The sequence below is a fragment of the Chitinophaga eiseniae genome, assembly GCF_900167135.1.
GTDB lineage: Bacteria > Bacteroidota > Bacteroidia > Chitinophagales > Chitinophagaceae > Chitinophaga > Chitinophaga eiseniae.
On record NZ_FUWZ01000004.1, the window covers coordinates 266,719 to 291,958 of the forward strand.

11 protein-coding genes are annotated in these 25,240 nt (G+C 51.0%); 5 read left to right on the forward strand and 6 right to left on the reverse strand.

Features of this window, described 5'->3' with window-relative positions; translation table 11 throughout:
* Positions 1–8: 8 nt before the first annotated feature.
* The 6 genes from B5D63_RS24805 to B5D63_RS24830 form a co-directional block, all read right to left on the reverse strand.
* The gene (locus B5D63_RS24805) at positions 9–503 is read right to left on the reverse strand and encodes a damage-inducible protein DinB (protein WP_078671565.1); all 495 of its coding nucleotides are present in this window, start codon (positions 501–503) and stop codon (positions 9–11) included.
* Positions 504–723: 220 nt separating this feature from the next.
* Complete coding sequence (locus tag B5D63_RS24810) at positions 724–1,476, reverse strand: hypothetical protein (protein WP_078671566.1); 753 nt, start codon at positions 1,474–1,476, stop codon at positions 724–726.
* A gap of 48 nt (positions 1,477–1,524) precedes the next feature.
* Positions 1,525–3,144 carry a DUF4139 domain-containing protein gene (locus tag B5D63_RS24815; RefSeq protein ID WP_078671567.1) on the reverse strand — a complete coding sequence of 540 codons (1,620 nt, stop codon included), beginning with the start codon at positions 3,142–3,144 and terminating at the stop codon, positions 1,525–1,527.
* A gap of 65 nt (positions 3,145–3,209) precedes the next feature.
* Positions 3,210–3,761, reverse strand: a complete 552-nt coding sequence (locus B5D63_RS24820) for a hypothetical protein (RefSeq protein ID WP_078671568.1) — start codon at positions 3,759–3,761, stop codon at positions 3,210–3,212.
* Between the two features lie 31 nt (positions 3,762–3,792).
* Positions 3,793–4,479, reverse strand: a complete 687-nt coding sequence (locus tag B5D63_RS24825) for a hypothetical protein (protein ID WP_078671569.1) — start codon at positions 4,477–4,479, stop codon at positions 3,793–3,795.
* A 131-nt stretch (positions 4,480–4,610) separates the two neighbouring features.
* Positions 4,611–5,369, reverse strand: coding sequence for a hypothetical protein (locus B5D63_RS24830; RefSeq protein WP_143313076.1), 759 nt, complete (start codon positions 5,367–5,369; stop codon positions 4,611–4,613).
* A gap of 248 nt (positions 5,370–5,617) precedes the next feature.
* On the opposite strand from B5D63_RS24830, the gene B5D63_RS24835 reads away from it, so the two are divergent.
* The 5 genes from B5D63_RS24835 to B5D63_RS24855 all read left to right on the forward strand — a co-directional run bounded on the left by B5D63_RS24835 (position 5,618) and on the right by B5D63_RS24855 (position 25,225).
* Positions 5,618–5,824, forward strand: a complete 207-nt coding sequence (locus B5D63_RS24835) for a helix-turn-helix transcriptional regulator (RefSeq protein ID WP_078671571.1) — start codon at positions 5,618–5,620, stop codon at positions 5,822–5,824.
* A 1,040-nt stretch (positions 5,825–6,864) separates the two neighbouring features.
* Entirely contained in the window at positions 6,865–7,830 is a 966-nt protein-coding gene (gene sbnA / locus B5D63_RS24840; protein WP_078671572.1) for a 2,3-diaminopropionate biosynthesis protein SbnA, read from the forward strand.
* 5 nt (positions 7,831–7,835) lie between these two features.
* Complete coding sequence (gene sbnB / locus B5D63_RS24845) at positions 7,836–8,804, forward strand: 2,3-diaminopropionate biosynthesis protein SbnB (RefSeq protein WP_078671573.1); 969 nt, start codon at positions 7,836–7,838, stop codon at positions 8,802–8,804.
* A gap of 261 nt (positions 8,805–9,065) precedes the next feature.
* Positions 9,066–10,682, forward strand: coding sequence for an MBL fold metallo-hydrolase (locus B5D63_RS24850; protein WP_078671574.1), 1,617 nt, complete (start codon positions 9,066–9,068; stop codon positions 10,680–10,682).
* A 104-nt stretch (positions 10,683–10,786) separates the two neighbouring features.
* Complete coding sequence (locus B5D63_RS24855) at positions 10,787–25,225, forward strand: hybrid non-ribosomal peptide synthetase/type I polyketide synthase (RefSeq protein WP_078671575.1); 14,439 nt, start codon at positions 10,787–10,789, stop codon at positions 25,223–25,225.
* Positions 25,226–25,240 lie beyond the last annotated feature (15 nt).

Below are 25,240 nucleotides of genomic sequence, written 5' to 3' on the forward strand. Positions count from 1 at the left end.
AAATGATATCAGGCATCGGAACGGAAGCGAAGCTTTATTTTCTCCAGTTGCCGCTTGTGCCGCAGGATGTGCACAATAGCGTGCTCGGTCATTTGCTCGATGTCGTACACCTGCCCCCAGCGCGCCTTTATCTTTAGTGAATCGTCAAATTGTTCCAGTTCATTATCCTCAATGGAACTAAAAACCTTTTCAGTATAGGCGAAAACGTTGGTCAGGTCGTGCACATATGCTTCGATGGTCTGATGAAAGACTTTGCTTTTTGTTTCAACAGTATGTCCTTTCAACCGGTCGATACTGGTAGCATAGTTAAAGCCGGAGCTTACCACGTGGGTTAAAATGGTCTGCACAGACCTGCAGTTTTCGTCCGCTGTTACAGGGTCGGTGATGACCGTCAACATGCCGTCCGGAATGTCTTCAATCACCGCTTTAAAGTCTGAGATCGCCTGCTCGTATATATCAAGCAATGCTCCCACTGCGCCTGGTCGGTATGGTTTGTTTATCATGGTCTGGCAGGATAGTGGCTACCCGGCAAGGGCGCCTGGTTGTCGATAAATCTAAATATACATCATACGGCGGGATAAAAACACGAAGCTGCCTCATAAATAACGAGGCAGCTTCGCAGGCTTTGCAGTGTATCCCCGGGCGTTAGTGTACGTACTTCAATGGCCCTGGCAGTGTTTTATGATACCCGGCCGGGGCATATGCCGGATCGGCTCATACCCGTCAGTTGGCGGGCTTCTTCTTTATCTGGTGGAGATCTTCAATTATTTCAACACTTCTTGCATCCCCGATAAGGGCTTTATATGCGCTCTCCAATTTACGGGGCCAGCTATCTTCCACCTTAGATTCGTCGTTTAAACAGGCATACAATTCCTCTTCGGAAATGCCTATCTGCTGTGCCATATCTGTGATCGTAATACGCTTCCCGACAGCAAGTCCGTGATTTCTGATCCAGACTACCGTACTTTTAAGATGATTCCGATTGTTTTCCAGCTCGATGGTATCTATCTGTGGTTGGTAGGTGGACAATAATCTTCCTGTCAGATCATCCGGTATCGGTTCTTTTTGATTCAGGTAACGATATAGCTGGTCCCGGGTAAGCCCGGTCTTATCGGCTATGTCTTCCGGTGTAATGGTTATCCCCCTGGTTTCTCCAATCATTTTAAGGTAAAAGATGGTAGCTTCCAGGGACTTTCGTTTACTTTCTTCCGTGTTTACCTCATCTTCCTCCGGATCGGGAACCGCCACTTCCTCTGTGACTTGAAACATCACCATTTTGGGAGCATAGGCCGACCGGATGTTGGATAGAAAATCTTCGGGCATCTGCTCTTTGCCTTCCAGGTAACGCTGTAATTGATCTTCAGGAATGTTAATTCTTTCGGCTATTTCCTTTAAGGTGATAGTACGGCCTTTCGCTGTTCCTGCCACCTGTATGGAGTCGATCAATGATGATAAAGCGATGTTAATGTTATTCATTATCCGAAATTTTGTGGAAGTTAAACCAGGGGGTATTTCGTCCGGAAACTACTCCCGTACGTAGATCTGGTAAGTGTATTGAAAAGACTTTTTCTGCCCGGGTGCCACTTCCTGCTCGAAGTTCAGCGTCCGGTTGGGGTTCTCTTCATGTTTGTTCTCCGTGTTAAGGAATTGTTCGTAGGCGATGGTGGCGGATACAGGGGTACCCCAGATATTTTTTTGCACCTGCATGTTCACCGGTTTGGACTTGCTGTTATGAATGGTGACGGTTCCCCTGACGGTGGCTAAGGCGTATTTGTAGCCGTTGCTGTTTGTTTTCGCTTGTTTTTTAAGCGATATTATTTTTTCCTTTTCGAGGATGAGTATGTCCGGTGAAGAAGTGATGAACACCGGTGTGGATGCGCCTTTAGGCGTAAACTTCAATACGTCCTGCCCGGCCGGCTTTTGGGTGTTCTTTTGCAGTACTATCATGGAGCCGGAAGAGAAGGGACTTTCTGTATTATTGTATACCTCTACAAAATGATCCACCTTGTTCGGTTTCGTAGTGCCTTCTCCGGTAGTGGTGTCCTCATCGTCTGTTGTGTATGTTTCCTCTGCGCCTGCGCGGTAAGTGTTGAGCGTGGAAGGGGGCAGCACTGATTTGTAAAAGTGTTTTATCCTGACAGGCCTGCTGAAGATAGGGAAATGCGCTCTTTCTCCTTTTTTCAGGCTGATGTTTTTAAGCGAATAGAAATACAGATCTTCACTTTCCGCTGCGGAGAGGTTTTGCGGGGTAAACGTTTCTGCCATTATATTTTTTTCGTTCCGGGCATACCGTGACTCCATTATCTGGGAAACATTGCTGTACTGGTCGTCTGCCTGCGAAAGATGGGTGGCTCCGGAAAAGTGGAGGAGGGTAGCCAGTTTCGTAGCTTCTGAGAAATTAGGGACGCCGGCCACCACTTCTATATCGGTGTTGGCGATGTCTTCCACATTATTGCTGAGCTCGGCCTGGAGGTTGAGGGTAGCCTCTGTTTCGGAAGTCAGCAGCAATTGATAGACCGGCGTCCAGGCAAAGCCGTTTTGCAGATACATCACTTCGAATGTCTGTACGCCGCTTTTAGCAAAATGCACGGTCACTACCGGTTTTTGCACCGCAATATGGGCGGCTACGGTACGATTGGGCTTGTCTTCGAAGCTGAGGCTTCTGATAGTGCTGGGTGGTATGCTAATCCATTTACCCTCCATCTTTAAAAGCAGGGCGGGAGCATCAGCGGTAAAGATCCGGTCAAAGTTGTATTGTCCCTGGTAAGACGCCGTCAGTTGCATTTGCTGCAATTGCAGTTTGCTGTTGATTTCTTCGGGCAGTTCAAAGTCTTCCACCACGCCTTTGTAGATGTCGTTGTAGATGGTGACCAGCGTGATGGCGCGGCCTTTATTGGCGTGCAGCAGTTCCGGGAAGGTGTTGGCTTTACGTTCCTTGATTTCTGTCAGCTCTTCTAAACGGCTGCTGACCTGTGTAACGGGATTGCTGATGCCGGCGAACCAATAGGTGCCGAACAGCGCCTGTGGGAGATTGGTAAGACGGTAGCCGCTGTCGGTCACCCGTGCTTTTATTTCTTTGATTACAAAGGATTGTCCGTTTTTAAAGACGGACAATGATTTAATGTTGGGGGTCTCCTGTGCCATGGCAATGTTGCTTATAAGTACAAATAAAACAGATGGGTATAACTTCATGTTTATCGGAAATTTAGTTATTTAGGTAAAAGTGGTGACACGCTGTACGGGTCATCGGGTTGATAAGGACGGGTGAACCCGGTCTGGTGCATAAAACGAAAAAGGACGATCAGGTTGGCAAACGGCAGCAACAGCAGTTCGTATCGTTTGAGAGAAATGGCCATGGGGACCACCGCCAGCAAAAAGACGGCTATCAGGGCAATGAGTAACCACATTTTGACACTATTGCCGCAAACGAAAGCCACGCTTTGTTTCGAGACTTTATCCTCCGATAATTTTTGATGCAGCGTCTCTATAAACCGGCGGTAAGCAACCAGCTGCTCGTTCTTTACGCGCACTGCTTTGAGCTGTATATCGATACTGCTGATGGAAAGGACATTACTTTTTCCCTGAAAGAAAACGATGCATTTGCAATTGTTGCCGTTGGCCAACAGGTGTACTTTTTTGACTGCGGTATAGTCGAAATGCCGGACTGTTTCCTGTTCTTTGTTTTTCGTAAGAACAACGATCTGGCTTGGTTCCAGTGTGATGGTAAACTGTTGGCTGAAGCGGGAAAACTGATAAGTCATTTGTGTTTTTTATCAATGTCGGGTTGGGTTATTAACGTGTTCTGCGTGTGAGCGTAATGTATTTGCTGTCGTAGAGCAGCCGCAATTGCTGCGTATCGAAATCGGCTGTCAGAAAAAGACCATATTCCGGTATCAGGACATCGGTACCGTATATCGTCCACCGGTATCTTCGGGCTTTCCGGCTTTCGTCGCTTTCCGGCTGTGAATTTTTTGAGGTGATGTTTTTCATGTATGCTATCTCCGCGGTGTCTTTGCCAAACGTCAATACCAGGTAATGGCCGGTGTCAATAGGAGCGGCGTAGCTGTTGCCAGGAAGGAAGCCGGCCGGTGGCGGTGTTAATTGCTCAAACAGGATGTTTTTGTTTTTAACGCTTGTCAGTGCATGCGGCCCTGGTTGCAGGGTGGCCCATGCTGCACAGGAGGGCGGCAATCCGGCTATTGACAATCGGTTATGCTTTTTTTGATATTTAAAATATTGCCAGTCGTTATAGATCAGCGTGTTACTGAGAGCTGCGTTTTGCTGTTCGGTGATAAGCGTATAAGTACAGAGGCCGGCCTTGCCCGCATCAAAGCGCAGTACATAGTAAGTCCGCTCATGGCGGCCACCGTCTATCGTTTTGACGTGTAACCCGGCAGTCGCCATCCGGTACACATTGCCTTCCTGCGCCGCGGCAGTCGCAGCGGAAAGCATAAAAGCACCGAAAAAAATTTGTTTCATATAAAACGGTTTTAAGTCGACCCGCCTGAATGGAACAAAAATAAACTGTGGCGGGGTAAATGTAACTACCTGTTTCCCGGTATATATAGAGCAGGACAGGGGTGCCGCGTCTTCTGTTTGTTGCCAGTTATTTACAGCTTCGGCGGATAAAAGATCCGGATATCTTTTGACGGCCTGAAAAACGATGCAGGTAGCTGCTGCAGGATAACTTCAGTAGCCTGGTAACATACTTTTGCACCATCTGTCGTTTCTATGCAGATCATCAGGGCGGCGCCGGGTATTTTTTGAAGGCAGGTAAAGGGAGGCAGGCAAAAGGGCGGCAGTTCACGACTGTACCAGATCGTCGTCTTGCGGATAAGGCCGTCCGTGCATGAAGGAGGGTAGGTGTAATAGATCACCGCTTTGCTGGTGGCGTATCCTGCAATCGTCAGCGTGTCTGCTGCGAAGCTTATGCGGCCAATTCCCGGGCCGTTGTATTCGTTGGGGTTGTCCCACTCTCCGGAACGTTTGATGGCGGTGGTCGCCGTACTGTCAATCTTTTCTCCCGGCAGGTACACATTTGTTTTTAACTGGATGTCGTAACTGAGTGGGAGACCTTGCTGACCATCGATTTGAAGCAGCATTCGCCGTTCATGCCAGATAAGCCAGGTGGTTGCCTGCCCGTCGCCCCTGTTTTGTGTGGCCCGTAAATAGTCGGCGCTGTAGATGACTGTCAGGGAGGGCGTCGGCGTTTTACTGCCGGCTGTTTTTTCAGACGATGTCAGGGTTATCTTGTATGCCTGCAGAGAATCCGGTGGGAGCTGCGCCCGCGACAAATGGGCGGCCATACACAAATAAAGAACGATGCCGTATCGTATGATGGTTTTGAACGTATTGTTTTTCGTAAACATGAAGCAAATATAGGAATGGTAAAAACCAGACGCATCCCTGAATGCAGGTATATTATCCTCATCGTCGAAAAAAATTCTTTTTTTTGTAAAGTTTACTTTACATTTAGACAATTGAACTATACTAAACTAAGCCTTTGCGGGTGTTACTACCCGTCTGACCAGCATTAATCTTTGCTGGTGATCGTATTGGCACTGGCTAACATTATCCGTTACGCAAGGCTGTATATTTTTATGGCATAACTGACCCAATGAAGAACACAATTAAGGTAGAACGTGCCCGGCATGATCTTTCGCAAGCGGCATTAGCCGGGAAAGTTAATGTGTCACGGCAGACTATCCATTCCATAGAGATAGGGAAGTTTATTCCGTCAAGTCTGCTGGCACTAAAGATCGCTGCGGTCTTTAATGTTAAGGTGGAAGAAATCTTCCTGCTGGAAGCGGACGACTGGAAGTGACTGCTTTGTGTCCGGCCGTTCCTCAAAAGAACTGCTGTATTTTCCGCAGCGCAATGTGGTGCGGCAGCAGTGATGTATTGTTCGGTTTCCTATTATTCTTATAAACGTAAATAGTACCGCAGTAGCAGCCTGCTGATGGACAACAATTTTAAAAACATGCCGGCAGCATACAGTGAAGTAATATTTCATGGTATTTGCTGAAAGGGCCGACATTACTGGTTTTTTTGGTCGTTTCCGTATGTTACGGGAAAAATAATTTTTTATTTTTTCTTGATAAGACTTTTTGTCGTTTGAGAATTATTCGTTTACTTTACTCTACCAACGAATACATTTCTATCACGAACTGAAAAGTATTTACGACAAACAAGAAAAAGTTGTTTCCACCACAACTGAATTCTTTGAACCCTATTTAATTGCTTATTTATTGGTCCCATGAACGTTTAGAAACTAATAGGAGATACGGGCAGCGAAGTTTATACCCTTTTGTGTAAATGGGTTTGTCGGTAATCCTTAAAACCTGTTTAGAACGACCCTAAATCAAGTTGCAAAGCTTGGTTTATCATTTGTATTGTCGGAAAGAGAGCTTTTCCACAAAGGGATTTAAGAAAAAACTGCGCGTCTGGTTTTTCCAACCGGTGTAACTGCTGTTTCACCGGAGGATCTGCTATTCATGCCTGCTAATAAGCTAAAAACGGAAAGTCGTGTTAATATAGCTATCGCTACCCTACAATTGTCACACCGGGGAGTAAATTGCATGCATAGCATATGCAGTTGAGGGCAGTTTAACAGCACGCCTTTTGGTATTCGTCGTTAAGATTGTTGCGCCCGGATTTCCCTTTATATGAATTTAAATAACTGTCACACACCTGCACGGAGAATTTTTCTTCCCTGCGGTGTAGCGTCGGTTTTGTGTCAACTAAAGTTTAAGAAAATAATAAGAAAACGCAAACTATATATAAAACAACAACGGATAGATGAATGGAGAACACTTTGTTATCCTGTGTGCCATTGGAATAAACCAATTTGAAACCTAAGAGTATATGTTAGCTTCCCTCCAAAAAATCAGCGGCCTGATCGGAAATACCCCGGTTGTAGAACTTAACATGCCCGGTATTTCCCTTTTTACAAAACTGGAATACAGAAATTATTCCGGCAGCATCAAAGACAGAGCTGCCCTCAGTATTCTCTCCAACGCCATCCGAAATGGTAAAGTAAACAGCGAAACACTGATCGTTGAATCCAGCTCTGGTAATTTCGCCATCGCACTGGCACGGATCTGTAAAGACCTGGGTCTGTCGTTTATCCCTGTTATCGATCCCAACATCAATCGTGAAAACGAAGCGATGTTACGCCTGTTCACCGACAAAGTGGTGAAAGTCGAAAAAGAAGACAGCACGGGAGGGTACCTCCTCACCAGGATCGAAACGGTAAAAGCGCTGTGCGCCCAGCATCCCAACAGTTTCTGGACTAACCAGTACGACAATCCCGACAATTTCAAAGGGTATTATAATACCCTCGGAAAGGAAATTTGCGACAGGTTTGATCGGCTTGACTACATGTTTATTGCAGTAAGCTCCTGCGGCACCATCAGCGGCATCTCCCAGAAAGTAAAGGAGAAGTTCCCGGACGTTACCATCGTCGCAGTCGATATTGAAGGCTCGGTTATTTTTAACATCCCTCCGCAGAAAAGATATGTTTCCGGCCTCGGCTCCAGCAAAGTTCCCTCCATTTTAGAACACGCTATCATCGACGAGGTAATGATCGTATCCCACGAAGAACTGGTAACCGGTTGCCACGAACTGGTGAAAGAACAGAACATATTCGCAGGCGCCTCCTCTGGCGCAGTGTATGCGGCCATCAAAAACTATTTTAGCTCACATGCTGTTCAGGGTACGCCTGTAACGCTTTTCTGTTGTGCGGATCGCGGAGATTCATATGTCAACAACGTATACGACAGAAAATGGGTGAATAATATGATGGAAAAGCTGTCTAAAATAAAAGCATAATAAACATGTACTATTTAAGTAAATCTGACCTGTTACAACTGGGTGTTAAATGGGAAGAAATGATCGAAAAGATCCGCGAAACCGTTTACACCCTGAAGGATGGAGACTTCGCCCAACCCATCAAACCATATCTGAGATATCGTGACCTCACTAACCGTATCATTGCCATGCCGGCATTTGTGGGCGGTAAAGTTTCTTTTTCAGGTATAAAGTGGATCGCCAGCTTCCCCGATAATATCAAAAAGAATATTCCACGGGCCAACTCTGTGACCATATTGAACGAAGCAGATACCGGTATCCCCGCCTGTATCATCAACACCAGTCATGTCAGCGCCGTTCGTACCGCCGCGGTAACAGGACTGGTAGTGAAAGAATACCTGCAGCGCAATCAGCAGAAAAAATTAAGCGTGGGCATCATTGGTTTCGGCCCCATCGGACAACAACACCTGGACATGGTCAGCACCTTGCTGGGCGACCGGTTGGACTATGTCAATATCTACGATCTGAATCCGCTTGACAACGCACTGGTCCCCGCTCACCTGAAAGAGAAAGTAAACATCGTTAAGACCTGGGAAGAAGCTTTCGAGAACGCGGATATCCTGATGACCTGTACTGTATCTAAAAAACCATATATCAATAAAGTACCTAAAAAAGGCTCGCTGCAGTTGAATATTTCCCTGAGAGATTATGTACCTGAGTTCATCAATTACACAAATCATATCGTGGTAGACGACTGGGAAGAGGTATGCCGGGAGAATACAGACATCGAAGTGATGCACAAAACACAGGGCCTGACTAAAGAAGGCACCCTCTCCCTGGTAGATATCATCTGCGAAGAAAGGCTGCGGCACACAGGTACGGAAGAAGTGGTCATGTTTAATCCTATGGGAATGGCTGTCTTTGATATTGCCACTGCTGTCTATTTTTATGAGAAGGCAAAAGCAGATGGCGTTGGCACCGTGCTCGCCGACTAACAACCTTTGCTCACCACCAGATCATGGTTCTTTTGGTTAAAGAGTCTGGATGTATGCAGGAAACAATTTTTTATCCGGTGACGGCTGGTATGGGTGGAACTTGCCAGTCTTCCGGAATAATCGGATCCTCCTGTAGCATTCATGATACACAAGTGTTTCCGCCGGGGGAAGCTTGGTTTTTACGTCGTGGTAAAAACTGCTGTACCCTGGAGGGAACACTTTTATGATCCTTCTTTTTTGTAAATACGAAACTTAATCATCATGAATGGCAATAAATTTTACTTAAAGCCTAACGTCGTAATAGAACCGCTGTTTGACAGATGGTACGCCTGGAGCCACCTGATTTCACCTGCTACCGCCGCTATGAACGTAGTCGGCCGGCATCTTAATATCATGGACTCCTTTATCATGGAACCCTCCGTGCATGCGGAAGCAGTGCTCAACCCCAAAATGAAGGGTGGCCCTTTCATGGATATACCGGTTGACCGTGTAGACGAAGTGAATGCCCTGTATGAAAAAACCATGAAACAACAGGACACTTCGCTGAAATTCGCCAAGGCGGTGAAAGAGCTGGACCGCTTACTGGAAACGGAAGGAAAAGGGATGGGCATGGAAACGCTGTATGAAAAAGTACCTCCCATTCTCAAAGGATATGTCGAACTGTTTTACGACCGGAATAACAACGCGGATTTTCGCTTTTTTGAAGCGCTCCTGTATAAAAGCCGGTTCTATAACAAGACTTCTCAGAGCATTGCCTTATGGGTAACGGAAAACGACCATCGTCCTTTCTGCCTGAGCACTCCCCGGCTGGATGAACCCGGCGTACTGCACCTGGAAATTCCTTTCGATCATGCGGGGATCGATGAACTGGCGAAGATGAAACGCAGCCCGCAAAGCCTGGAATATATAAAAACCTTGTTAGGGATAGCCCCGGCAGACGAGGCCCTCTTCGATACATTTTTTACCACCACACCACCGCCCGTTTATAAGAAATATACCGGGGATAAAATCCGTATGCGCTACTTCGGGCATGCCTGCATCCTGGTGGAAACAAAAGACGTGAGCATCCTCGTAGATCCCCTGATCAGCTACTATGGCTACGATACGGATATCGAACATTTTTCTGATGCCGATCTTCCGGATGTTATTGATTACGTGCTGATCACCCACAACCACCAGGACCACATCCTGTTCGAAACATTGCTGCCGCTCCGTCACAAGATCAAACACCTGATCGTGCCCCGTACCAACTCCGGCCAGCTGGAAAACCCCGACCTAAGGCTAATGTTCAGCAATATCGGGTTCCACCAGGTAGAAGCCATCGAGGAAATGGAAACGATCACGTTTACCAACACCACCATCACAGGATTACCTTTCACCGGAGAGCACAGCGATCTCAATATCTTGTCCAAAGCCTGTTACCTGGTACAGATCAGTGGCTTTAAACTGTTGTTCCTGGCCGATTCCCGCATCAGCGAGCCGGCGCTGTACAAACATATTCATGACAGCATCGGCGATGTGGATGTGATGTTCCTCGGCATGGAGTGCGACGGTGCGCCATTGACCTGGTTATACGGACCGCTCATGACGAAGAAGATTACCCGCGAGCAGGACAGCAGCCGCCGGCTGGCAGGTTCTGATTGCGTGAAAGGAATGTCGCTGGTAGAAATCTTTAATCCCCGGGAGGTATACGTATATGCAATGGGAATGGAGCCATGGCTGGAATTTATCAGCAGTATCAAATATACCGACGCCTCTAATCCCATCATCCAGTCCAATAAACTGGTGAAGATGTGCGAGGAGAAAGGAATGATCGCCGAACGCCTGTTTGGTGAAAAAGAACTGCTGTACGAACGGAAGTATGCGGCCGCAGAATAAGCATTATTAGCCTATGCCGGTATAAGCAAGGATGTAGTCAGGTGGCAGTCCCATCTTACTACAGGGTAAACTATTGTTATTACTGAACAAATAAGCGAGCACAAATGAGAAACGAGCTGTCCCTGAAGACCCTGCCAGCGCTGCTGATAAATCAGAAAGACCAACACGATAAAGGCGTGAGTTTTATCGTGGCAGCCAACAGGACCAATTTTCTATCCTATCATCAGTTGTATCACAATGCACTGCAATTGCTTGGATACTTGCAACATAAAGGATTGAAGCCCGGTGATGAACTGGTGTTGCAGCTGGACGACAGCCAGCAGTTTATTCAGTATTTCTGGGCCTGTATTTTAGGTGGGATCATACCTGTACCGGTATCGGTGACGCACTACAGCGAAAACGCCCGGAAACTGTATAAAATCAGGGGTTATCTGAAGAACCCCTATATGATCACCACGCCGGAACATTACGAAAAACTCTCTAAACAGGACTACAGCGACGGTGCTGCCGACAGGACTTTTTATGACCAGGTATTGTTCCTGCACGAAAATAAAGAGAACCTGCCGGCGGGCATTCCAGTGGACATCACTCCGGACGATATCGCTTTCCTGCAGTTTTCATCCGGCTCTACCGGTAACCCCAAAGGCGTTGAGCTCCGGCATCGGAACCTGATCGCCAACACCTTCGCGGTATTGGAGGCTTATGAATGCACCCACGATGATATCTTTTTAAGCTGGATGCCCCTCACGCACGATCTCGGATTAATTGGTTATCATATTAATCCGTTGGCGGCGGGTATACAGCAATACATCATGCCTACTGACCTGTTTATCAGGCATCCGTTGCTATGGCTGCAAAAGGCTTCTGATTATCGTGTTACTATTACCTGCTCTCCCAATTTCGGGTATAAATACTATCTCAATCATTTTTCGGATGAGAAAGGCGAAACGCTGGACCTTTCTTCCGTACGGATCATATTAAACGGTGCTGAGCCCATTTCAGCCAACCTGGCGCGGACTTTCAACGAACGCCTGGCGAAGTACCGGCTCGACCCGATGGCCATGCGTGCCGTGTATGGCCTGGCGGAAGCCACGCTGGAGGTCACTTTCCCAAAGATCGGCGTTCCTTTCAAAAGCGTCTTTGTAAAAAGAAGCGCGTTGACCATCGGTAAACGTATCAACGGCAAGTCGTTGCTGCAAAAAGCCGGAGCAGACACGCTGGAAGTGGTGGCCGTGGGCACGGTGATAGGAGACTTCGAGTTGCGGATCGTCAACGAAAAGGGCGTTCCGCTGGAGCCCGGGCATGCCGGTATCATCTGGGTGAAAAGCGCCTGTGTGGCCGGCCGTTATTACAATAACGACGCTGCCAGCGCCAATACTTTCAGAGACGGATGGCTGAATACCGGTGATACCGGTTTTGTACTGGATGATGTGCTGTACATCATGGGCAGGGTGAAGGATATTATTTTCGTTAATGGCGGAAACGTATATCCGCACGATATAGAACATACGCTGGAAACGCTCGATGAAATCGATACCGGCAAAGTAGTAGCCTGCGGCATCCCGGATGAAGTCAGCGGATCGGAATCCATCGTCGTTTTTGTCGTACACAAAATGTCGGCAGAGAAATTTTTGCCGATGATCTCACTGGTGAAGAGGACCGTGGCTTCCCGGTTAGGGCTGGAAGTAAAACAGGTGATCCCGGTGAGAAAGATATTCAAAACCACCAGTGGGAAAGTGAGGAGGCATCTTTTTGTAGAAGAATATATCAAAGGTACTTACAAAGATGCGATAGAAGAGATAGCTGCGGCGGAAAAGGCCGCTGCTGCAGAAGAAGTAGCAGCAACGCGTACAGAAGCCGCGGAAACTACCGTCAACGCGCATACGTTGTCGCTGCTGAAAGTATGGCTGGAATCCTGGCTGAAACAGCAGCTGCACATAACCCCCGCAGCACTGTCTGCCCAAAGGACTTTTGCGGAATACGGTCTTACTTCCATACTGGCGGTGCAGCTGGCCGCCGACCTGGAAACGTTTCTGCAAACGCCGGTAGAAAACACCGTCGTGTTCAATTATCCTACCGTACAGGCGCTGGCTGCCCATTTTGCCGCGAGAACGCTTCCTCAGCAGGAAAATAACGACACCCCGCAATCATCCGGATTGGCGGGCAACCAGGTGGCGGTGGTCGGTATAGGCTGCCGTTTCCCGGGTAATGTCAACTCCCCGGAAACAATGTGGGCGTTGCTGCAATCCTCGCGGGATGCGGTGAGCGTAGTACCGGAAGACCGGTGGGACATATCCGCCTTTTTCGACAGCGCAGAAGATGCGCCGGGAAAGATGTATACCCGACACGGCGGCTTTATTGACCAGGTGGACCAGTTTGATCCGCTGTTTTTTGGAATTTCACCAAGGGAAGCGGCTGCCATGGACCCACAGCAACGACTGTTGCTGGAAGTTTGCTGGGAAGCACTGGAACATGCCGGGATAGCGCCATCTGCATTAAGAGGTACGGACAGCGGCATTTTTGTGGGGATGAGTACCGACGATTATCAGCAGGTGATCCGTGACAACAGCGACGTTACTTACTATGAAGACGCCTTTACCGGCCTCGGAATAGAAAGAAGCATCGCTGCCGGCAGGATCGCTTACCTGCTGGATTTTCACGGCCCGGCGCTGCAGCTGGACACAGCGTGCTCGTCGTCCTTGCTGAGCATATACCAGGCGGCCCAGAGCCTGTTGCGTAAAGAGTGTTCGCTGGCGCTGGCCGGTGGTGTGAACCTGATGTTGTCGCCGGACACGACGATTAAGTTGTGCCGCATGAAAGCACTTTCTCCGACGGGAAAATGCCAGACCTTCGATGATAACGCAGACGGCTATGTGAGAGGGGAAGGGGCCGGCGTAGTGGTGTTAAAGCGCCTGGAAGATGCGCTGGCAGCCGGTGATCATATCCTGGCCGTGATAAAGGGAGGCGCCGTTAACCATGACGGGCAAAGCAACGGTCTTACCGCTCCTAATGGCATTGCGCAGCAGCAACTGATAACAAAAGCTTTGAAAGATGCCGCCGTAGCGGCAGACAGCATACAATACGTAGAAACGCATGGCACCGGCACCCGCCTGGGTGACCCGGTGGAAGTACTGGCGCTGAACGCGGTGTATGGCAGCTCCCGCAAAAAGGAACAGCCTTTGCTGCTGGGCGCTCTCAAGTCCAATATCGGGCACCTGGAAGCGGCGGCAGGCATCGCCGGGTTTATTAAAACAGTGCTAAGCCTGCAACACCGCCAGATTCCGGCCAGTCTGCATTTTAATACCCCCAACCGGTTTATTCCCTGGAAAGAGATGTCCGTGAAGGTGGCGGACGCCCCTATGCCGTGGCATTCCCCGGCATCTCCGCGCAGGGCGGCCGTCAGCGCTTTCGGTCTGAGTGGTACCAACGTACACCTGATACTGGAAGAAGCGCCCGCGGTAACGGTACAGGAAGAAAGGCAGTCGCCCGCCTATCCTTTACTGTTATCAGCCAGAACGCCTGCCGCCCTGGATGCGATGATAGCCCGTTATATCGCTTTCCTGCCGCAGACAGGGGCTTCCACCGGCGCTATCGCCCGCAGCATGGCCATCGGCCGCGATGCGTATACCTACCGGTTTGCATGGCAGGCGGTGTCCAACGAAGATGCAGCCCGTCAGCTACAGGCTTATGCCGCCGGCAGGGGAGAGCACAGCGTTTGCACCGGCGATACATTACAGGCGCCACGCAAAATGGCCTGGCTGTTCACCGGTCAGGGCGCCCAGTACTGGAACATGGGCAGGGAGTTGTATGACAACAACGACGTGTTCAGACGTGTGATAGATGACTGTGACGCTTTCCTGAAAAAGAGCTGGCCATTCTCTCTGACAGACCTGCTCTATAAAAAGAATAAAGAAGAAGCCAATACCCTGTTGCGGCAGACTGTTTTCACCCAGCCGGCTTTGTACGCGGTGGAATGCGCGCTGGCAGAAGTGTGGCGCTCGTGGGGCATTGTACCCGATATGGTGCTGGGGCACAGCGCCGGCGAATACGCTGCAGCCTATGCTGCCGGTGTGTTCAGCCTGTATGATGGCCTGGCGCTGATTACAGCCAGGGCGGCGCTGATGAATGCCGTGACGGAAGAAGGCGGCATGGCAGTGGTGTTTGCGTCGGCCGCTGTAGTGACCGCCGCGATTCAGCCATACGGCAGCGACTTGTCTGTTGCAGCGATCAACGGGCCGGAGCTGACAGTGATCTCCGGGAAAAAGGAAGCGCTTCGCAGGGTGATGCAGTCCCTGAAACAGACAGGCGTGGGCAGCCGCGAAATGCAGGTGTCGCACGCTTTTCACTCTCCCCTGATGGAGCCGGTACTGGAGGCGTTCCTGCCTATCGCCTCCGGGGTGAAATATCATGCGCCGTCCATTCCGCTGGTATCCAATGTCACCGGCGCTATCGCCGGTAAAGAGGTGACGGAAGCGGCCTACTGGTGCCGGCATATCGTCGCGCCGGTGCTGTTTGCACAAGGCATTCAAACGATACAGGCCGCCGGTGAGTTCAGCCTGATGGAGATGGGCCCTCAGCCCAGCCTGCTGTCTATGGCCCAGCTGACGCTGAAGTACCCGGAAGAACATTTGTTGCCCGTGATGAGAGAAGGCCGCTCGTCCTGGACCACGATGCTCAACGCCCTGATAGCATTATATGTAAAAGGAATTACGATTAACTGGTCCGCGTTTTACGCCGCCAGCACCCCTCATAAAGCGATCCTTCCCGGCTATCCGTTCCAGCGTCAGCGCTACTGGATAGAGAAAAAGACCCGTCAGCCGAAAGAAAGTTTACCTGCCCGGGAGGAAATAACCATCCCTAAAAACAACGACATGAGTCAGAACAACCACTTACTTCCCAATAGTGCCGGGTATATCGCCGATTACCTCGCCGCTAATCTCCGCCGGCTGCTGAAGATGTCGCCTTCGGAAGTGCTGAATGTCCGTGAGCCCTTCCTGACACAGGGAGCAGATTCACTGATCATGGCCAGCCTGGTGAGGAAAATAGAGAATGAGTACGGGTTGAGTTTTTCGATGCGACTGATCTTCGAAGAACTTACTTCTATCCAGCTGATGGCGGAATACATCGCGGCCAACGCCACGGTATTTGTTACCGCCGGTGATGCCGCAGCGGCTACAGTGCCTGAAGCAGCTCCGGCAGCTGTGCAGGCGCCCTTGCCCTTACAGCCATTACCTGTACAGTCATTGCCCGCGCAGCCGTTCCTGCCGCAGGTACCGGCGCCGGGAGGATACAACGTGTTCCAGGATACTTTCCAGCTGATGCAGCAGCAACTGAATGTGATTGCACAACAGTTCCAATGGATGTCGCAGGGGATGCAGCCGGCGATCTCCAACGGCAACGGTCATGCTGCTAACGGTCATCACGCTGCTCCGCCGCCGGTATCCAACGGCAGTACGACCGCCCCGGCCAATACCGTGCCCGCTGCTCCTAAAAAGGGCGCTTCTATTTTCCCGAAAATAGAAACCAGTCCGGGACAAAAATATTCACCGGAGCAACAGGCCTATCTCGACGCTTTCATAAAAAAATATACCACCAAAACGAAGACCTCCAAAGCGCTCACCGAGAAGTACCGTCCGGTACTGGCAGACAACCGCGTGTCGGCAGGGTTTAAGTTCGCAACCAAACAACTGGTGTATCCTATTGTGGCAGCTTCTTCCCTCGGATCTAAAATGACGGACGTGGACGGCAACGAATATGTGGACCTGACCATGGGATTTGGGGTGAACTTATTAGGTCACCGTCCGGAAATCGTGACGGCAGCCATCCATAAACAGCTGGAAAAAGGTTACCAGCTGGGGCCACAGACCTATCTTGCCGGAGAAGTCGCCACCCGCATCGCTGCACTCACCGGGATGGAAAGGGTGAGCTTCCATAACTCCGGTACCGAAGCCGTCATGTCTGCCATGCGGCTGGCGCGTACCACTACCGGCAAAAAGAAGATCGCCATTTTCCTCGGTTCCTATCACGGCTATTTCGATGGTACGCTGGCCATGGTGGAAGATATTGAACACGATCATAACGGCATTCCCATCGCCCCGGGCGTTATTCCCAACATGGTGGCCGACGTGCTGGTGTTTGACTACCTCAATCCCAATGTGGTGGAACAGATCCGCGCACATGCCCACGAACTGGCCGCCGTACTGGTGGAGCCGGTGCAGAGCAGAAGGCCCGGGTATCAGCCCAAAGCATTATTACAGGAGCTGCGTGCCATGACGGAACAGGAAAAAATCATCCTCATCTTCGATGAAATGATTACCGGCTTCCGTATCCATCCGGGTGGGGTACAGGCACATTTTGGTATCCGTGCGGACATGGCCACCTATGGCAAGATTGCCGGCGGCGGCATGCCGATAGGTATCATTGCCGGGAAAGACTGGTGTATGCAGGCCTTTGACGGTGGACTGTGGAGCTATGACGACGCAGACTCTTACCCAAGGGCGGAAACGACGTTCCTCGCCGGTACCTTCTGTAAACATCCGCTGAGCATGGTGGCTTCGCTGGCCGTTTTAGGTGAACTGGAAAGACAGGGGCCCGCTCTGCAGGAAAAGCTGAACGCCCGCACCAGCCGCCTGATCAGCAACATCACCAAACTCTTCGACGAAAACAAGGTCCCCATCAAAGTGAACAACTTCGGCTCCCTGTTTTATTTCTCAATCTCCGGCAACATGGACCTGTTCTTCTACCACCTGCTGGAAAAAGGCGTGTACATCTGGGAAGGAAAGACCTGTTTCCTTTCCGCTGCACACACGGATGAAGATGTCGACTTTATAGAAAAATGTTTCAGAGACAGCGTAACAGAACTACAACAGGCGGGGTTCTTACCGAAAGTCGCCCCCGCTAAAAAAAATACAGCGCCGGTAGCAGACACTGTGTTGAATGTACTGCCGACGGTGATTGAAAAACAACAGCTGCCTTCCCGTATCCCGCTGTCCTTCAGCCAGGAACGTTTATGGTTCATCGACCAGCTGGAAGGCAGCGTGCAGTATAACCTGCCGGCCATCGTGAGACTGAAAGGCAGACTGGACAAAGAAGCGCTGGCAGCTGCTTTGCAGACCATCGTGGACCGCCATGAGATACTAAGGACCAATATCGACCAGGAAGAAGGACATGCTTACCAGCGGATACAGGAAGTAGTCAACTGGCAGATGACAGTCGTGGACGATCCTTTATACCAGGACAACGCCGCCGCTTTACAGGCGTATATCGCCGGGCTGGTGAACACACCTTTTAACCTGTCTGAAGACAATATGCTGCGGGCGCACCTGATCCGTATTTCAGATGCAGAAAGTGTGCTGGTGCTCACCATTCATCATATTGTTTTTGACGACTCCTCTGCGCACATCTTTTTCCTGGAACTGATAGAAATTTACAATGCCCGGCTGGCCGGCCGCCAGCCGATGTTACCGGCATTAAAAATTCAATACGCGGATTTTGCCGTGTGGCAGCGCCGCTTTCTCCAGGGACCGCTGGTAGCACAGAAACTGGCTTACTGGAAAAAGAAACTGGATGGCGTTACGCTGTTGCAGCTGCCTACAGATTTCGAAAGGCCGGTAGTAAAAAGTACAAGAGGCGCGGTGATTACCATGCAGCTTGACAAGGGGTTATCTGCACAGGTAAAACAACTGGGCCGGCAGCAGGGCGTTACCCTGTTCACCACCCTGCTGACCGCCTTAAAAGTATTGATGTACCGCTACAGCGGGCAGGAAGACATCTGTATCGGATGCGCTACCGCCGGCAGGGCGCAGGTGGAACTCGAACCGTTGCTGGGCTTTTTTGTCAATACCCTCGCCCTGCGCAGCAACCTGAGTGGCAATCCTTCTTTTGCCACTGCACTGAAAGAAGTTCAAAATACACTGTTTGATGCCCACGACAACCAGGAGGTACCTTTTGAGAAAGTGGTGAGTGAAGTGATGGGAGAGCGGGACATCCGGAAAAATCCTTTGTTCCAGGTGATGTTCACCCTGCAGAATATTCCGCTGATGTCGGAACTGCGCCTGGGTGAAGCCACAATGACGCCGGAGCCGGTGATCCGCAGTACCAGCCTGTTCGACATCTTCTGGACGGTAGAAGAAAGACCGGAAGGGATTGCCCTCGAAGTGGAATATTGCATCGACTTATTCCAGGAGGCGACCATCCGGAGAATGATGCATCACTATACGGCGTTGCTGGAAGCAGCAGTGCAACATCCGGCAACAGCCATCGGGGAACTGAAGATGCTGAGCGCAGCAGAAACCCATCAGCTGCTGGTGACGTTCAATGACAACGTGGTGCCTTACCCTGTCAATAAAACCATTACGACGCTGTTCGAAGAACAGGTGGCAAAAGCGCCGGACGCCATCGCCCTGTCTTTCGGAGAGCAACAACTTACTTACCGCGAGCTGGAAGAGCAGTCCAACCGTGTTGCGCACTATCTCCGCAAGCAGGGCGTGAAAGAGGGCGTGATGGTGCCGCTGTGTATGGAGCGTTCCATACACCTGATCGTGAGCATTCTCGGCATCCTGAAAGCCGGCGGCGCTTATGTGCCGGTAGACCCGGCCTACCCGCGGGACCGCATCGCTTATATGCTGCAGGACACAGGCAGCAAGCTGGTGGTGACCACCACCGATCAGCAGGCATTGCTGGCGGTGGAAGCGGAACACGCCACACTGATCTTCGTAGACAATATCCTCGACCTGCTCGCCGCCATGCCGGCATATCCGCTGGGTGTAAAGACAAACCCGGATTCACTGGCATATGTTATTTATACCTCCGGTTCTACAGGCCGCCCCAAAGGTACCATGGTGATTCACCGCAATGTGACCAGCCTGGCGCGGGGCGGCAACTTCGTAGCGCTGAGCGCCGAAGATACACTGTTGTCTACCGGTTCTCCTTCCTTTGACGCTACCACCATCGAATACTGGGGCATGTTACTGAACGGAGGACAGCTGGTGCTGTGCCCGGAGAAAAAGCTGCTGGACAACCAGCTGCTGAAACAGGAGATCCGCCATCGTGGCGTCACTAAAATGTGGTTTACCGCCAGCTGGTTCAATCAGCTGGTAGACGACGATATTACCATTTTTGAAGGATTGACCGCTGTGATGGCAGGAGGCGAAAAGCTATCGGAAGAGCATATACGTAAATTCCGGGCCGCCTACCCTGCCACCCAGGTCATTAACGGTTACGGTCCTACGGAGAATACCACTTTCTCCCTTACCTGGAACATTACTGCGGTAGTGCCGGGAAAAAGTATTCCTATCGGCCGGCCACTGGCCAACCGCACTGCCTATGTGCTGGACAGCGCCATGCAGCTGCTGCCGGTAGGTACGCCGGGCGAGCTGTATGTAGGCGGCGATGGCGTTTCCCGCGGCTACCTGAACCAGCCCGAGCTGACAGCGGAAAAATTTGTGACCGATCCGTTCAGCGAGCAACGGGGCGCCCGTTTGTACCGTACCGGCGACCGCGCCCGCTGGCTGCCGGATGGAACGGTGGAATATCTGGGACGTATAGACGACCAGATCAAAATGCGTGGTTACAGGATAGAGCCCGGAGAAATAGAAAGAGCGCTGAACAACGTGGAGGCGGTAGCCGCCAGTTGTGTGGTGGTGAAAGACCAGCAGGGCGCTGAAAAAAGACTGGTGAGCTACTATGTGCCCGACCAGCAGGCCGTGCTACGTACCGAACAGGAGCTGTACCTGCAACAGGTGGCCACCTGGAAAGAACTGTACGAAACGGCCTATAGTAAAGCGGATGAAGTAAAAGACCTGGATGAAGAATTTAACATCACCGGCTGGAACGACAGCTTCACAGGAGAAGCGATACCGGCAGAGAACATGCGCGCATGGCTGGACGATATTACCAACGTAATATTGGCCACCAACCCGCGGAACGTACTGGAAATAGGCTCCGGTACCGGCCTGATCTACTTTCAGCTGGCCGGTCATATCGAAAAATATATCGGTACCGATTTCTCGCACGTATCTATGCGGCAGCTGCAGCACCATATCGACAAAGGGCTGCGCCGCTATCCCGAAACAACCCTACATATATGCGCCGCCCATGAGGTGACGCTGGCAGAAGGTGAAGCCGTGGATACCGTGATTTTAAACTCCATCGTGCAATACTTCCCCGGCGCGCAATATATGGCCGATGTAGTGGCCAACGCCATCGCGCTGCTGAAAGGCAAGGGGCATATCGTGATCGGGGATGTGAGAGACCTCCGTTTGCTGCCTTCTTTCAAACGCAGGCTGCAACTGGATAAGCTGCAAAGCAAGACCAGCCTCCGGGAATTCGAATGGACGGTAGACCAGGAAGTATGGAAGGAAGAAGAGCTGTGTTTTTCACCCGCCTGGTTCTTCCAGCTGCAATCACTGTACCCGGAGATCACCCATGTGGATATTCAATGGAAACAGGGAGACTATATTAATGAGCTGACACTCTACCGCTACACGGTGGTGTTATCGATAGATGTGGAAAAACCGGTATTACAGCCACAATGGCAATCATGGGATGAAATGGCAGACAAAGACAGTATCTTGTCCCGGTTATCTGCCGGTCACCCCCGGATTGCACTGCAACGGGTGCCCAATCCCAGGTTATGGAAGGAAAGACTGCTGGAGCAGGCACTGGCTGCCGGTAATATCAACCAGGTAGGCGATCTGGCGGATTATATCCTGACGCCCGATAACGAGACCAAAGCAGTGAACGAACTGCTGGCCGCGGCTAAAGCTGCAGGTTATCACCCCCGTTTCCTGCTGAATGAAGATCCGTTTACCATTAACCTGCTGCTGGAACAGACACCGTTCAACGGTTTTGTGGAGCCTTCCTACAGCAAAGCCGCCGGATATACGGACGGGGTGAAAACCAATATTCCGCTGTTCCCCGATATCTGCGAAGTGCTGGAAAAAGATATCCGGGCGCAGCTGCAGCAACGTTTACCGGAATACATGTTGCCTTCCGCTTTCGTAGCGTTACAGCTATTGCCGCTGACCAGCAATGGTAAGGTAGACCGCCGGTTTTTGACCGAATGGGAATTCATCCAGCGCAAGCGTTTACTGAATTATCAGGCCCCCGTAACCGCTACAGAGCAACAACTGGCGGATATCTGGCAACCGCTGCTGGGACTGGAGCGTATCGGTACGCTGGACAACTTCTTTGAGCTGGGCGGGCATTCGCTGCTGGCCACCCGTGTGGTGTCTGCTATCCGGAAAGAGATGGAAGCGGAGCTGACGGTAAAAGACTTTTTCCTGCATCCCACTATTGCCTCATTAGCCGCCTACCTGCAGCTGCAGCAGAAAGGACTGCTGCTGCCAGCGCTCCTTGCTGCAGAAAGACCGGCAAAAATGCCGTTGTCCTTCAGCCAGGAACGCCTGTGGTTTATTGACCAGCTCGAAGGCAGCGTGTCTTATCACATGCCGGTGGTATTACGACTGAAAGGGGTGGCAGATAAGGCTGCGCTGGGTTTTGCGATCGCACAGATCGTACATCGTCATGAATCGCTGCGGACCGTCATCCGGCAGGAGCAGGGCAAACCTTATCAGCAGATTTTAGATAAAGAACAGTGGCAGCTGACCATCGTGGAAGATGCTGCTTTTAGCGGGGACCCCGCTGCGCTACAGGCATATATTACCGGTCTGGTATACAAGCCTTTCGATCTGGCCAACGATTTTATGCTGCGGGCGCACCTGTTGCAGGTGTCTGAAGAAGAACACGTGTTGGTGCTGGTTATGCATCATATTTCTTCCGATGGCTGGTCTGTATCGATATTGATCAACGAACTCATTGCATTGTACCGTGGGCACAGCACCGGCAGCGCGGCGCATTTACCTGCGCTGGACATCCAGTATGCAGATTATGCGATCTGGCAGCGTACGCACCTGGAAGGCGCTGCGTTGAAAAAACGCCTGGTGTACTGGCAGGAAAAACTGTCGGGCGTAACCGTGTTGCAGCTGCCGACGGATTATTCGCGTCCCCCGGTACAGAGTACCCGCGGCGCCATCAGCCGGTTCCGGTTGGATAAGGAACTGCGAGACCAGCTGCAGCTGTTATCGCGGCAGCAGGGCACCACGCTGTTTATGACATTGCTGACGGCCTTTAAAGTGCTCTTGTACCGCTATAGCGGTCAGGATGACATCTGCGTGGGTACTTCCATTGCCGGCAGAACGCAACAGGAAGCGGAGAGCCTGATCGGCTTCTTCGTAAACACCCTGGCGCTGCGCAGTGACCTGAGCGGCGATCCTACCTTCATCACGCTGCTGCAACAGGTAAAAGAAACCACCCTCGACGCCTACGACCACCAGGACGCGCCTTTCGAAAAAATAGTGGAGCTGGTGGAAAAAGAAAGGGACATGAGCAGAACAGCCTTGTTCCAGGTGATGTTTGAGCTGTTTAACATGCCGGACGCCCCCGATCTGAAGTTAGGCGAATTACATATTGCGCAGGAAGAGATACCACATACCGTTACCTTGTTTGATCTCAGCTGCTGCATGCAGGAAGATGCGGACGGATTAAGCGGTTATATTGAATACTGCGTGGACCTGTTTACGGAAGACAGTGTCCGCCGGCTGGTGAAACACTTCGAGCAGTTGCTGCAGTTTATTGTGCAGCTGCCTGCGGCGCATATTGGCTCTATTCCCATGTTACGACAGGAAGAAGAGCAACAGTTGCTGGTTGACTTTAATAATACCGTGGTAGCTTTCCCGCAGGACAAAACCTTTGTGGACCTCTTCGTATTCCAGGCGGCCATCAGCCCCGATGCGCCGGCTGTCATCGCAGGGGATACCGTACTGAGCTATAAAATGCTGGACGAACGTTCTAACCAGCTGGCGCATTACCTGAAAGGAGAGGGCATCACCGGAAACGCCATGGTGCCTGTTTGCCTGGAACGCTCCGCTGACATGCTCGTCGCCATACTGGGCGTCCTGAAATCCGGTGCGGCCTATGTGCCTGTTGACCCTGAGTACCCGGCTGCCAGAATAGCCTTTATACTGGATGACTGCGACGCATCGCTGATGATAAGCAGTACCTACAGCAGTGAAAAGCTACGGGACATCACCGTGCTGAATACTTTCCTGGTAGACGGCGATGCGGCCACGCTGGACGCCCAGCCGGTGACGCCGTTGTTCACCGCGCCGGCGCCTAACGACCTCGCCTACGTTATTTATACCTCCGGGTCCACCGGTAAGCCCAAAGGGGTGATGGTGGAGCATGCCGGTATGCTGAATCACTTGTTTGCCAAAGTAAATGATTTGAAGATGGATGCCGCTACCATCATGGCTTATACGGCGTCTTATACTTTTGATATTTCCGTATGGCAGATGTTTGCCGCTTTGCTGAGCGGTGGACGTACCGTTGTATACACTGAAGCGCAGGTCCATCAGCCGGCAGCGTTGCTGCGTAGCCTTAGCGCCGACGGCGTTACCGTGCTGGAACTGGTGCCTTCTTACCTGGCCGCGTTACTGATGGAAGACAGCAAGGCGCCGCTGGACAGCCTGCAGTACCTGCTGGTGACCGGTGAACCGGTGAGCCAGGCGTTGCTGTCGAAATGGTTTAACCATGAAGCCTACGGCACTATCCCTGTGGTAAACGCCTACGGGCCAACCGAAGCATCGGATGATATTACCCACCACTTTATGTATGCAACGCCTGCACGCAACAATGTGCCGCTGGGCAAACCTATACAAAACCTCCGCATATACATTCTGGACACCGCCAGGCAGTTATGCCCCGTTGGCGTGGCCGGAGAGATATGCGTTTCGGGGGTAGGCGTGTCCAGGGGCTACCTGAATGATCCTGAAAAGACAGCGGCTAAGTTTATCAAAGACCCCTTCCATGCAGACGGCGCGATACGCATGTACTGCACCGGAGACCTCGGAAGATGGTTGCCGGATGGCAGCATTGAGATGCTGGGAAGGATAGATGAACAGGTGAAAATACGCGGATACCGGATTGAGCTGGGTGAAATTGAAAACGCGCTGCAACAGTCTCCCGGCGTAAAAGGAGCCGTGGTGCTGGCCAAAGGAGACCACGATAAACGGCTGGTAGGATATATCACCACCAATGGAGACTTCGACCGTGATGCGCTGGTCATGCATCTGAAAGACCGTTTGCCGGATTATATGGTCCCTGAACAAATCATTGTGCTGGACCGCATCCCGCTGACGCCAAACGGGAAAGTGGACAAAAAGGCCCTGCCCGAGGCTGCTACGCTGGCATCACAGGTGGAGTACGAAGCCCCCGGGAATGAAACAGAACAGGTGTTGGAAGACATCTGCCGGAAATTACTCGAAACAGAACGGGTAGGCATCAACGACAATCTTTTTGTCCTGGGTATGCACTCTTTGCTGGTGATGCGTTTATCCGCGGCCGTACAGGAACAATTCGGACTGCATATCTCCGTGAGGACATTCTTCAAACTAACCACCATTAAAACGCTGGCAGCCTACATAAAGGTAAGCCAGGCGGCCGTGCCGGAAACGTCTGAAGGATTGCAGGAAATGAGGTTGTAAAGGCTTTTTTCTCAT